This is a genomic window from Streptomyces mutomycini, assembly GCF_001700505.1.
GTDB lineage: Bacteria > Actinomycetota > Actinomycetes > Streptomycetales > Streptomycetaceae > Streptomyces > Streptomyces mutomycini.
In genome coordinates this window covers 1-12,183 of record NZ_MAPV01000144.1, presented here as the reverse complement: position 1 = coordinate 12,183, position 12,183 = coordinate 1, and the positions used below count along the sequence as shown (strand labels likewise).

At 73.1% G+C, this 12,183-nt stretch carries 9 protein-coding genes and 1 pseudogene; 2 read left to right on the top strand and 8 right to left on the bottom strand.

Annotation, left to right across the window (positions count from 1 at the left end; all coding sequences use genetic code 11):
* The 3 genes and pseudogenes from BFF76_RS33945 to BFF76_RS20770 all read right to left on the bottom strand — a co-directional run.
* Nucleotides 1–125, bottom strand: a pseudogene (locus BFF76_RS33945) (methylated-DNA--[protein]-cysteine S-methyltransferase); the annotation flags it as partial.
* Nucleotides 122–1,615, bottom strand: a complete 1,494-nt coding sequence (locus BFF76_RS20775; protein WP_031089691.1) for a DNA-3-methyladenine glycosylase 2 — start codon at nucleotides 1,613–1,615, stop codon at nucleotides 122–124. The gene BFF76_RS20775 and the pseudogene BFF76_RS33945, both read right to left, overlap by 4 nt.
* Before the next feature lie 186 nt (nucleotides 1,616–1,801).
* The gene (locus tag BFF76_RS20770; protein ID WP_053930782.1) at nucleotides 1,802–3,217 is read right to left on the bottom strand and encodes a phytoene desaturase family protein; all 1,416 of its coding nucleotides are present in this window, start codon (nucleotides 3,215–3,217) and stop codon (nucleotides 1,802–1,804) included.
* Between the two features lie 86 nt (nucleotides 3,218–3,303).
* Between BFF76_RS20770 and BFF76_RS20765 the strand changes: the two genes are divergently transcribed.
* On the top strand, nucleotides 3,304–4,146 hold the full coding sequence (locus BFF76_RS20765; protein WP_031089686.1) for a nucleotidyltransferase domain-containing protein: 843 nt from the start codon (nucleotides 3,304–3,306) through the stop codon (nucleotides 4,144–4,146).
* Here the strand turns inward: BFF76_RS20765 and BFF76_RS20760 are convergent.
* The 3 genes from BFF76_RS20760 to BFF76_RS20750 form a co-directional block, all read right to left on the bottom strand.
* Complete coding sequence (locus BFF76_RS20760; RefSeq protein ID WP_065848810.1) at nucleotides 4,126–4,995, bottom strand: inositol monophosphatase family protein; 870 nt, start codon at nucleotides 4,993–4,995, stop codon at nucleotides 4,126–4,128. The genes BFF76_RS20765 and BFF76_RS20760 overlap by 21 nt on opposite strands.
* Before the next feature lie 45 nt (nucleotides 4,996–5,040).
* Nucleotides 5,041–6,837, bottom strand: a complete 1,797-nt coding sequence (locus BFF76_RS20755; protein ID WP_065848809.1) for a gamma-glutamyltransferase family protein — start codon at nucleotides 6,835–6,837, stop codon at nucleotides 5,041–5,043.
* Nucleotides 6,838–6,962: 125 nt separating this feature from the next.
* Nucleotides 6,963–7,802, bottom strand: a complete 840-nt coding sequence (locus BFF76_RS20750) for a maleylpyruvate isomerase family mycothiol-dependent enzyme (protein WP_065848808.1) — start codon at nucleotides 7,800–7,802, stop codon at nucleotides 6,963–6,965.
* Between the two features lie 299 nt (nucleotides 7,803–8,101).
* Between BFF76_RS20750 and BFF76_RS20745 the strand changes: the two genes are divergently transcribed.
* Nucleotides 8,102–9,166 (top strand): lipoate-protein ligase LplAB, encoded by a 1,065-nt coding sequence (locus BFF76_RS20745; RefSeq protein ID WP_065848807.1) that lies wholly within the window; start codon nucleotides 8,102–8,104, stop codon nucleotides 9,164–9,166.
* Between the two features lie 52 nt (nucleotides 9,167–9,218).
* Here BFF76_RS20745 and BFF76_RS20740 read toward each other — a convergent pair whose 3' ends face one another.
* A complete protein-coding gene (locus BFF76_RS20740; RefSeq protein ID WP_065848811.1) occupies nucleotides 9,219–10,604 on the bottom strand; it encodes a type III PLP-dependent enzyme domain-containing protein in 1,386 nt (461 codons plus the stop codon).
* Nucleotides 10,605–10,775: 171 nt separating this feature from the next.
* Nucleotides 10,776–12,183: PucR family transcriptional regulator (locus tag BFF76_RS20735; protein WP_107418461.1), on the bottom strand; the 1,408-nt coding region annotated here is incomplete at its 5' end.

The following is a 12,183-nucleotide window of genomic DNA, read 5'->3' as shown; positions in this document are numbered from 1 at the left end:
CCGAGGGAGTGCTGTCCGGTCATGTACAGACCGGACAGCACTCCCTCGGTCGCGACCAGGGTGAGTGGCCCGTACGGGCTGTCGACGACCGTGTGCTGTCTGGTCGTCGTGGGTGCGGTGGTCATGATTCGTCCTCACGTCCTCGGACGGGCAGGTGGTTGATCGGGTGGTCGTCGACGGTCCACAGATACTGCACGGCGTACGCCCGCCAGGGGCGCCACTGCGCGGCACGTGCGGTGAGCGCCGCGGGGGTCGACGGGAGGCCGAGCCGTTCGGCCGCCCTGCGGATCCCGAGGTCGGTGGGGAGGAAGGCGTCCGGGTCACCGAGGGCGCGCATGGCGATGACCTCGACCGTCCAGGGGCCGAAGCCCGGCAGGGCGGCCAGTTCCGTGCGCGCCTGATCCCAGTCGGCGCCCTCCTCCAGACGCAGTGATCCGTCGGCGAGGGCGGCCACGAGCGTGGTGAGCGTGGTGCGGCGGCTGCGCGGCAGGGCGAGCGTCTCCGGATCGAGACCGGCCAGTGCTTCGGGGGTCGGGAAGAGATGGGTGAGGCCGCCTTCGGGGTCCTCGATGGGCGTGCCGTGCGCGCGGACCAGACGGGCCGCGTGGGTGCGGGCCGCCGCCGTGGAGACCTGCTGGCCGAGCACCGCGCGTACGGCGAACTCGCAAGCGTCGACCGTGCGCGGCACCCGGCGTCCCGGAGCCGCGTCGACCAGCGGGGCGAGCAGTGGATCGGAGCGCAGCTGGTCGTCCACGGCGACCGGATCGGCGTCCAGGTCGAGGAGTCTGCGGCAGCGGCTGATGGCCCGGGTGAGGTCGCGGGGGTCGGAGAGGGAGAGCCTGCAGTCGATGTGGCCGGGCTGCGGGGACAGGGCCACGATGCCGTGCCCGTGCGGGAGGGTGAGCGTGCGGCGGTAGGCTCCGTCGCGCCATTCCTCGACGCCGGGGACGGCGGTGGCGGCAAGGTGGCCGAACAGGTTGCCCGGGTTGAGCGGCGCACGATACGGCAGCCGGAGTGCGATGACCCCGGGGCTGCCCGGCGTGCGGCGCCCTCGCGCGGCGCGGGTGCGCAGTTCGCCGGGGGCGAGCGCGAAGACCTCCCGCACGGTGTCGTTGAACGTACGGATCGAGGAGAACCCGGCCGCGAACGCGATCTCGGCCATGGGGAGCCCGGTCGTCTCGATGAGCACCCGGGCGGTCTGGGCGCGCTGGGACCTGGCCAGCGCGAGCGGTCCCGCGCCGAGCTCGGCGAGGAGCTGGCGCTCGACCTGCCGGGCGGAGTAACCGAGCCGGGCGGCGAGGCCCGGTACGCCTTCCCGGTCGACGACCCCGTCCTGGATGAGGCGCATGGCCCGGGCGACGGAGTCGGCGCGGGCGTTCCACTCCGGGGAGCCGGGGCTGGTGTCGGGCCGGCACCGTTTGCAGGCGCGGAATCCGGCCTGCTGACAGGCGGCGGCACTGGGGTAGAAGGTCATGTTGCGGGCCTTCGGCGCCACGACCGGGCAGCTGGGACGGCAGTAGATCCGGGTGGTCAGGACAGCGGTGAAGAACCAGCCGTCGAAACGGGCGTCCTTCGACTGTACGGCCCGCACGCAGCGCTCGGTGTCGGTGTGCATGGTCCAAGCATCGGACACGGACGGTCCGTACGGCTGGCGGAAATCCGACATCGAGCTTGCGCGGAAATCCGACACCGGTTCGGGTCGGTCGCGACAACGTCTCCTGCCGCGGCAGGCAGGTCACCGACACCTTCTCCCGGCTGCCGGGCGGGCGTACGCCGGTGTCGGCACCCACGGGCTGAACACTTACGCCGCCCTCAGCCTCCGCCACACCGCCTTCGCCGCGTGGTGCCCCGACATGCCGTGCACGCCCGGGCCGGGCGGCGTGGCCGACGAGCAGAGGAAGACCGCGGGGTGCGCGGTGGCGTAGGGCACCCGGGCGAGCTTGGGCCGGAGCACCGTCTGGAGCCCGGCGAACGCCCCCGTGGCGATGTCGCCCCCGACGTAGTTGGCGTTGCGCACCGCGAGCTGGGGCGGCCCGGCGACCGCACGGGCCAGCACCAGGTCGCGGAACCCGGGGGCGAACCGTTCCAGTTGCCGCTCGATGACCTCGGTGGCGTCGCCCTCCCAGCCGGCCGGGACGTGCCCGTACACCCAGAAGACGTGGCGGCCCTCGGGTGCGCGGCTCGGGTCGACGAGGCTGGGCTGCGCGGTGATCAGGAAGGGGACGCTCGGGTCGCGGCCCGCCACGGCGGCGCGCAGGGCCGCGTCGATCTCGGCCGCGGAGGGGCCGATGTGGACTGTGCCGGCCCGCCGCGCCTCCTCGGCCGTCCAGGGCACGGGGCCCGAGAGCGCGTAGTCGATCTTGAAGCAGGAGGGGCCGTAGCGGTAGTGGTCATAAGCGCCGCCGAGTCCGGCGATCCGGGCGAGCGCGGTCGGTGAGGTGTCGAAGACGTACGCGCGGGCGGGCGGGAGCTCGTCGAGGCGTTTGACCTCGATGCCCGTACGGATGGTGCCGCCCTGTTCGCGCAGGAAGGCGGCCAGCGCCTCGGAGATGGCCTGCGAGCCGCCGCGCGGCACCGGCCAGCCGTTCTCATGCGCTGCGAGCGCGAAGAGCAGGGCGATCCCGCCGGTCGCGAGGCCACTGGCTGGTGCGATCGCATGTCCGGCGAGGCCCGCGATCAGAGCGCGCGCCTTCTCCCCGCGGAATCGCCGGGAGAGCAGCGCGGCCGACTGGATCGCGTCCAGTCCGAAGCGCGCCCAGCGGTACGGGTCCCGGGGCAGGCCGTCCCACGGGGTGCGCAGGAAGTCCTGGGCGAGGGTGTCCCAGTGGCCTGTGAAGGGTGCGACCAGCCTGCGGTAGGCGCCGGCGTCCTCCGCGCCCAGCGACATGGCGGTCTCCCCGACCGACCCGGTGAGCACCGCGGCGGAGCCGTCCGGGAAGGGATGGGCGAGCGACAGCGGTGCATGGAGCCATTCGAGGCCGTGCCGGGCGAGCGGCATCGCCTGGAAGGCCGGGGACCCGATGCCCAGCGGGTGTACGGCGGAACACGGGTCGTGGCGGAAACCGGGAAGGGTCAGCTCCTCGGTGCGTGCGCCGCCCCCGACGGTCTCACCGGCCTCGAACAGTTCCACGGCGAAGCCGCGGCGGGCCAGCTCGACAGCGGCTGTCAGCCCGTTCGGGCCCGCCCCCACGACGACGGCATCCAGCATCGATGGCACCTTCGGACTCCTTTGTCAGCCGGTGGCCGGGGAACCCAGGATATTCGGGTGCGCCGACAACGGACCCCCGGGTAGCCTCCAGCTCGATGACCAGCGCATGCGTGCCCTCCCCCGCCATCGGCGCGATGGCCTCCCGTCTCACCCGGCTGCCGGGTGTCGAGGCCGTCGTCCTGGGGGGAAGCCGGGCCCGCGGCACGCACCGCCCCGACTCCGACTGGGATCTGGGCGTCTACTACCGGGGCACCCCCGACCTGTCCGCGCTGACAGCCCTGGCGTCCGAGGTCCAGGGGGCACCGGTCGACGTGGCGGGACCCGGCGAGTGGGGCCCCTGGGTGAACGGCGGGGCGTGGCTGACGGTGGACGGCGTCGCGGTCGACTGGATCCTGCGTGATCTGGACCGGGTGGAGTCGGTGTGGTCGGACTGCCGGGCCGGCCGCTTCGAGGTGGGGATCCAGCCCGGCCACCCGCTTGGTTTCTGGTCCCCCTGTTACGTGGGAGAGGTCGCCCTCGGCCTGGTGCTGGAGGACCCGCGCGGCGGTCTGGCGCGCCTTCGGGAAGAGACGCGCGTGTACCCCGGGCCCCTGCGCCGTGCGCTGACCGATGCGGCATGGGAGGCGGAGTTCTCCGTGGACGCCGCCCGTAAGTCGGCCCCGTCCGGGGACACGCTGCACGTCGCCCTCTGCCTGTCGAAGGCCTTCGGGATACTCACCCAGGCCCTGCACGCCCACCACCGCGTCTGGTGCCTCAACGAGAAGGGGGCGCTGGCTTCCGCCGCCGCGCTGCCGGACACCCCGGCGGACTTCGCGGACCGGGTGTCCGCGGCCCTGCGGGGCCTGGACGCGGCGGCGGTGGAGACGGCGGCCGGCGTCGTCCGCGAGGTGCGCGCCGTGCTTCACGCCGCCGGCTCCTCAGCCGACGGCGGGGTCTGAGTCCGTCCGTCCTGTCCGCAGCGCCTGAAGGACCCGCTCCGCCGTCGCCTCGTCCCTGGCCGCGGTGAACGGCAGGTCGTTCCCGCCTGTGATGCGGTACGGGGCCCCGGAGAGCGTCGACTGGGCGCCGCCCGCCTCGGTGACCAGGAGCAGTCCCGCCGCGTGGTCCCAGGCGAACTCCCAGTTGAAGGCGACCGCGTCCTGCGCGCCGCACGCGACGGCGAGGTATTCCAGTCCCGCCGATCCGCAGGCGCGGGGGTCGATGCCGTCGGTGCGCAGGCCGAGCAGGGCGCGCTTCTGGGCGTCGGAGGTGTAGTCGGGGTGGGACATGGCCACCTTGAGCACCGCACCGGGCGCGGGCGAACCACTGTGCAGGGCCGTGCCGTTGAGCGTGGCGCCCCGGCCCCGTACGGCGACGGCCATCTCGTCGAGCACGGGGGCGTACGTCCACGAGGCGTACACCTCTCCGTGCTGAGCGAGGGCCACCAGGGTGCAAAAGCCGGGTTCGCCGTGGACGAACTGGCGGGTGCCGTCGACCGGGTCGACGATCCACACGGGTGCGTCGCCTCCGAGCGCGTCGTAGACCGCCGGGTCGGCGTGGACGGCCTCCTCGCCGACGACGACCGAGCCGGGCAGCAGCCGGGTCAGGGAAACGGTGAGGTGCTCCTCCGCCAGCCGGTCGGCGGCGGTGACCAGGTCGTGCGGGCCGCTCTTCTCGACGATCTCGTGTGCGGCCAGCTGACGGTAGCGCGGCATGATCTCGGCGGCGGCCGCTGCCCGGACCGCCGCTTCCACCTCGGCCATCGGCCCGGCGTGCCCGGCGGTCCCGTACAAGAAGTCATCGATCATGACTCCAGCTAAGCATGGTCCGCCGGAGGCACCCCGGGCAGGTGGTCAGCGGCCGACCGCGTAGCCCTGCATTCCGCGGGGATTGGCGGCGGCGGACAGGACGCCGGTCTCCGGGTCCCTCGCGACGGCGCACATCCGGCCCTCGGACCAGGGGTCGCCGACCGTGACGTCGTGGCCGCGGCTGCGCAGCTCCGCGACGGTCTCCGGGTCCATGCCCTCCTCGACGGTGACGCTGCCGGGGCGCATCCCGCGCGGGAAGAAGGAGCCCGGGAAACCGTCGTTGTGCCAGTTCGGGGCGTCGATGGCGCCCTGGAGGTCGAGGCCGCCGCGTACCTGGCCGCGCAGCGCCACGGCCAGGAAGAAGTGCACCTGCCACTGGTCCTGCTGGTCACCGCCGGGCGTGCCGAACGCCATGACGGGGACTCCGTCGCGCAGGGCGAGGGACGGGGTCAGTGTGGTGCGCGGACGGCGGCCGGGGGTCAGTGTGTTCGGCAGGCCATCGTCCAGCCAGGCCATCTGCAGCCGGGTGCCGAGCGGGAAACCGAGCTCGGGCACGACCGGGTTGGACTGGAGCCAGCCGCCGCTGGGGGTGGCGGCGACCATGTTCCCCCAGCGGTCGACGATGTCGAGGTGGCAGGTGTCACCCCGGGTCGCACCGTCCTTGGCCACGGTCGGTTCGCCCGCTCCGGCCACCGGGACACCCACGGCGTCGAAGCCGGAGGCGACGGCGTGGGCGTGCGCGCTGAGTACCGGGGTGCGGCCCCCGGGGCTGCCGGGGCGCAGCTCCAGGGATGCGGTGTCCTTGATCAGCGCGCGGCGTTCGTCGTTGTACGGCGCCGAGAGCAGCATGTCGAGCGGTACGCCGCTCGCGTCGCCGTACCACGCCTCGCGGTCGGCCATCGCGAGTTTGCAGCCCTCGATGAGCAGGTGTACGTAGTCGGCGGAGCCGTAGGCGGGGAGTTCGGCCGGGAGGAGGGCGAGCTGCTGGAGGAAGACGGGGCCCTGGCTCCAGCCGGCCGCCTTGGCCAGCGTCCAGCCGTTCCAGTCGTAGGTGGCGGGCGCCTCGTACGTCGCGGACCAGCCCGCCAGGTCGGCGGCGGTGAGGGTGCCGGTGTGGCGGGTTCCGCTGGTGTCCATGGTGGGGACGGCGGCCTGACGGACCAGCGCCTCGGCGATGAAACCCGTGCGCCAGACATCGCGGGCGGCGTCGATCTGCGCGACACGGTCCTGGCCGCCCTGCTCCTCGGCCTCGGCCATGAGGCGGCGCCAGGTGGCGGCGAGGGCAGGGTTGCGGAACAGCTTGCCGGGCTCGGGCGCCTTTCCTCCGGGGAGGTAGACGTCGGCGGAGGCCGGCCACTCGGTCTCGAAGAGCTCGCGCACGGTCTCCACGGTCCGGCCGACGCGCTCGACGGGGGCGTGGCCGTCCTCGGCGTATCCGATCGCGTAGCGCAGGACCTCGGCGAGGCTCTTGGTCCCGTGGTCGCGCAGCAGCAGCATCCAGGCGTCGAAGGCGCCGGGCACGGCGGCGGCGAGCGGTCCGGTGCCGGGGACCAGGTCGAGGCCGAGGGAGCGGTAGTGCGCGGCGGATGCGCCGGCCGGGGCGGGGCCCTGGCCGCACAGCACCTGTATCTCGCCGTCCTTCGGGGCCAGGATCATCGGGACCTCGCCGGCCGGGCCGTTGAGGTGCGGCTCGACGACGTGCAGGACGAACCCGGCGGCGACGGCCGCGTCGTAGGCGTTGCCGCCGTCCTCCAGGACGGCCATCGCGGACTGCGAGGCGAGCCAGTGGGTGGAGGACACCATGCCGAAGGTGCCCTGGAGGGTGGGGCGGGTCGTGAACACGGGTGCGGCTCCTTGCTTCGGCGTGCTGAGTTTCTGGTTCCGTGGTGCGTCCGCGGATCGTACGTAACCGGGGTTCAGGCTGAGTTCGGCAGTCCGCCGGGGTCCCCGCGCAGGCCCCGGCGCCTTCACGGAGCCTTGAAGTACTCCGGGAACCGCGGCCCCATCCACGGCTTGCGGCCCCAGGCGAAGACCCGCCCCCTGGCCATGGCGCCCACCGGCGAGCAGCGGCCGAGCGCCATCAGCAGGAACGTGACCGGTTCGATGGAGATCGTGCAGTCCGGGCGGTCGGGGAACTCGTGGCCCACGGCCGCCGTACCGTCGGTGAACGTCACCCCGAATCGGCCGCCGCCCCACAGCCGGACCGCGTAGCGGGCGTTCAGCCCTGCCGCTGCCGCGGGGTCGGTCACCCGCGGCATGGCCTCGACCATGAAGGGGAGCGTCAGCACGACCCGTGCCCGGTCGACCATGTGCGGGCGCTTCAGTGCGCGGGCCAGGTCGTAGCCGTGGCCGAGCATGTGCGTCAGGAGGTACGAGCCGAGGACCACCCGGTTCATCGGGCCCATCGGCGTCATGAGCGTCTCGTCCGCGGGGTGTTCAGCCACCGCGTCCAGGTACGCGCCGGCCTGTGTCACGATCATCGCGGCCAGGGGTTCCGCCTCCCGCTCACCGAACGCTGCGAGGGCCAGCTCGTTGGCTGCGGCGATGCCCTGCACAGTGCCGTCGCCGTGACGGTGGGTCCGTCCCGCGGCCACCTCTGCCATCAGCTCGTTGGCCTGCGCCAGGTGCGCGCCCACCTCCCCCACCGTCCACACCAGTCCCGGTACGGGAGCGCCGGTGTCGGGGGCACCTCGCAACAGCTCCGCGATCTCCTGGGCCGTCGTGCGTATCGCATCGGCCAGCCCCCCGGGCAGGCGCTCGTGACGCGTCCCCCTGACGTCCTGCCCCTGATCTGCTTCTGAGCTCATCTCGTCACCACTCCCGTGAACGCCGTGCCCCTCACCCGAGCCCGCCGCCCGTGCCTGTGGCCTGCGGGTACACAACAGCAGTTCGTACAGCTTCCCGGCAAGGGTTCGGCGCGCAGTGGTGGACCCGGCCTCATTCCGGCCGGTCAGTTCCCGCGAGGTGCCGCGCAGTTACCGGACGGGAGGCTGCATAGCACCTCGTCACGAGCGGGCGTTAAGGTGCGATGCGAAGTATGTGCGCGTATATGCGGATGTCGGAGCAACAGGCTCAGGATCGCCGCGCACCGGAAGGGAACGAAGCCGTGCATGGCGAGTACAAAGTGCCCGGCGGCAAGCTTGTCGTCGTGGATCTGGACGTCCGGGAAGGCCGGCTGAGCGGCGTGCGCGTCGCCGGGGACTTCTTCCTGGAGCCCGACGAGGCGATCCTCGCGATCGACGGAGCCCTGGAGGGCGCCCCTTCCTCGACGGACGCCGCCGGCCTGGCGGCCCGGATCACGGCGGCACTGCCGGAGTCGACCGTCATGCTCGGACTGACCGCCGAGGGCGTCGGCATCGCCGTTAGGCGGGCCCTGGCCCACGCGACCGAGTGGGGTGACTACGACTGGCGGCTGGTGCGCATGGGGCCGCAGGCCCCGGCCCTGCACATGGCGCTGGACGAGGTCCTGACCGCCGAGGTGGCCGCCGGGCGGCGGGCGCCCACACTGCGGGTCTGGGAATGGGCCTCGCCCGCCGTGGTCATCGGCAGCTTCCAGTCGCTGCGCAACGAGGTGGACCCCGGTGAGGCGGCGAAGCACGGGATGACCGTGGTGCGCCGCATCTCCGGCGGCGGGGCCATGTTCGTGGAGCCCATGAGCACGATCACCTACTCCCTGTCCGTGCCGGAGTCGCTGGTGTCGGGCCTCTCCTTCGCCGACAGTTACGCCTACCTCGACGACTGGGTCCTGGGCGCACTCGCGGACATGGGAATCAAGGCCTGGTACCAGCCCCTCAACGACATCGCCACCGACGCCGGCAAGATCGCCGGTGCCGCGCAGAAGCGGACGGTCGGCCCTGACGGCGGCCCTGGAGCCGTCCTGCACCACGTGACCATGTCGTACGACGTCGACGCCGACAAGATGGTGAAGGTCCTGCGCATCGGCAGGGAGAAGATGTCCGACAAGGGCACGAAGAGCGCCAGGAAGCGCGTCGACCCGCTCCGCCGTCAGACCGGCCTCGCCCGTGAGCAGGTGATCGAGAACATGATCGCCTCCTTCCGCGACCGCTACGGGCTGACCACCGGTGACGTCACCACGGAGGAGCTGGCCCGGGCGGAGGAGCTGGTGCAGACGAAGTTCGCCACCGAGGAGTGGACGGCGCGGGTGCCGTAGGGGACGGGCATCCTGCTCCCGCGGGTCCGGGCGGGAAGGCCTGAACCGTGGCTCAGAGCCCTCCCGGGGCCGCCAGGGAGACCAGTGCGCCGGCGTGGGCGAGGCCGCTTTCCGCCGCTATCTCGTCGAGCGTCTGGGCGGCGCGGACCGTGGCGAGGCGTACGCCGCCGGACCCGTCGGCCGTGAAACCGTGGACTGCGGGCCTGGGCAGGCTGTTGTAGGCCCAGTGGGTCGAGAAGTAGTAGGCGCCGGTGTCGTGGAGGACGACGAAGTCGCCCTCCCGCAGCTCCGGGAGTTCCTGGCCGTGTGCGACGACGTCACCGGCGAAGCAGCAAGGGCCCGCGATGTCCTGGCGCAGCGGGGCGCCGGTCCGGGGGTTGCCGTCGGCGTCGTGGGCACCGACCCGCAGGGGCCAGGCGTCGGGCATCAGGACGGTGCGCGTGGCGGTCTGCGCTCCCGCGTGGGTGACGGCGATACGCCGGCCGCCGGCCTCCTTGGTGTACTCCACGCGCGCGCCGATGAAGCCGTTCTTGGCGAGCAGTGAGCGGCCGAACTCCGTGACGAGTGCGTAGCGGCCGTCGAAGAGACCGGGGACGGCCGCGCCGAGCGCACGGGTGTACGCGGCGAAGGTCGGCCGCGTCTCGTCGTCGTAGAAGTTGACGGGCAGCCCCCCGCCGATGTCGAGGCTCGTGATCTGCCGGGCGCCCAGCGTCCGGTTGATCTCCTCGGCCAGCCGGTACGTCTCCGCGACGCCCTCGGCGATGAGTTCCAGGGGGCATCCCTGGGAACCCACATGTGCGTGGAGCCGGGTGAGCCACGGGCGCTCGGCGAAGGCCCGCACCACTCGGTCGCGCGCGCCGGGATCGCGGAGCGCCACACCGAACTTCGAGGTGGCGGTGGCGGTACTCATCGCCCCGATGGAGCCGCCGCCGACCTGGGGGTTGACGCGCAGTCCGACGACCGACGTGCTGCCCTCGGGGCGGAGTACGTCGATGCGGCGCAGTTCGTCGAGGTTGTCGGCGTTGACCGCCACGCCCAGGGCGAGGGCCTCGCTGATCTCCTGCCTGGTCTTGGCGGGCGAGTCGAGGACGATACGCGAGGGCGCGACCCCGGCGTCGAGCGCGATGCGCAGCTCGCCCGGACTCGCCACCTCGGCGCCCATGCCGAGCCCGGCGAGCAGCCGGAGGACGGGCACCAGGGACGCCGCCTTGACCGCGAAGGTGTGGAGGACGTCGGGCGCGTGGGCGAAGGCGGCGTCGAGGCTTTCGACCGAGGCCCGGATCCCGTCCGTGTCGAGGAACCCGGCGACCGGCTGCTCCTCTCCGACGAGTCCGGTGGCGACGGCCCTGCGCATCACGGCGGAGACGCGCTGTGCCGGGGTGAGTACGCCGGAGTCGGGGCCGGCGGGGACCGGGGGGAAGAACGCTTCCGGGGAGATGTCGCTGGCAGATGTCACGGGGGACTTTCCGGTGAGGCTGTGCCACGGGTGCGCGAGCGGAGTGGCGGGATACGGAAAGGTTGGCCTCCACGCCCACCGCCCGTCTTCGTCGCCGGATACAAAGCACAGCCAGTTTCTTGGCGTATCGGACGAACACCGGGCGAAATCAGCTCAAAGCGCGGCGGTCAGACGCACCGCCAGGGCCAGGACCAGCCGGGTGTCCGGGTCGTCGAGGTCGATGCCGAACCGTTCGCGGGCCCGGCGCAGCCTGTACCGGAGGGTGTTCGGGTGCAGGACCAGCCGCCGCGCGGCCAGCGGGACGTCCCCACCGGTCTCGAGGTAGGCCGCGAGGGAACGCACCAGGTCGCCGCCCGCCGCGAGGTCCGTACGGATCAGCTCGTGCACCGGGCCGGTACCCGACTCCCACACGGGGCGCACCGCGTCGAGCAGGTGCAGGGCGTCGATGGTCGGCCCCACGTCACCGGGTCCGGCGTGCCGGACCGGATGCTTGTCGCGCCTCCTGGCCTCCCGGTCGCGCAGTGCGCGCACGACCATGAGGGCCTCCCCGTACGAGAGCGACGCGTCCAGGCCGGATGCCACGGTCCGCCCCGCACCGATCCGCACGGGTGCGGCATCGGGGATGCCTGCCGCCAGCGTGTCGAGCTCCCTGGCCAGGGCGAGGGCATCCCGCGGGCCGCCACCGTCGTTCACGGGGAGCAGCACGGCGACCTGGTCCTGTTCGCGCAGGACTCGGGCCGTCGAACGGAACACGGTGGCCTGGACGGCGAGCGCCTCCAGGGTCCGTTCGGATCCCCGGCGGTCCGCAGGGGTGTCCTGTACGGCGGCGACGACGGCGCAGGGGCCGTCGGGCGGCAGGCCGAGCGACCACAGGTGGGCCCGCCGGTCACCGTTTCCGTGCAGCAGGCCGCGGAGGGCGTGCGCCTCCCGCCGCACGGTGCCGCTCTCACGCAGCCGGTGCCGCAGCAGATGGGGCACGGCGAGCGCACCGGCACGGCGCAGCACCTGCACCGCGTCGGAGGAGAGGCGCTGACCGTCGGCTGCCGCCCACAGGGAACCCAGCATCTCGCCATCGCTGCGGACGGCGACGACGAGGCGTTCCGGGCTGTCACCGTCGGCGGGCCGGTGGATGACGTCCTCGGAGGTCCACAGCGCGCGCAGCAGCCCACTGCGGCGCAACTCGGCGACACGCCCGTCGGGGACCCGGCCTCCCAGGATCGTCGACCGGCGCACCCCGTCCGCGTCGGGACCCGTAGCCGAGTGGGCGAGCACACGGAACTGGGTGTCCTCCACGGTGATCGAGCCCCCGCACTGCCTGGCGGTGGCCGTGGCGAGAGCGGTCAGTCCCCCGTCCGCGGCGGAGTCGGCCATGAGGTCGCCCCGGCCGGCGGAGGCGAACGCCGTCGCGGAGCGCAGCAGTGCGATGGCGTCACCCCAGTCCGCCCATTCCGCCCGGGCGAGCAGCGCGATCCCGCACTCCTCGGCCGCGGCCAGCGCCCTCACCGGTACGGGCGCTTCCCCGGACTCCCGCAGCACCACCGCCGCCGCCCCTCGCCGGGCT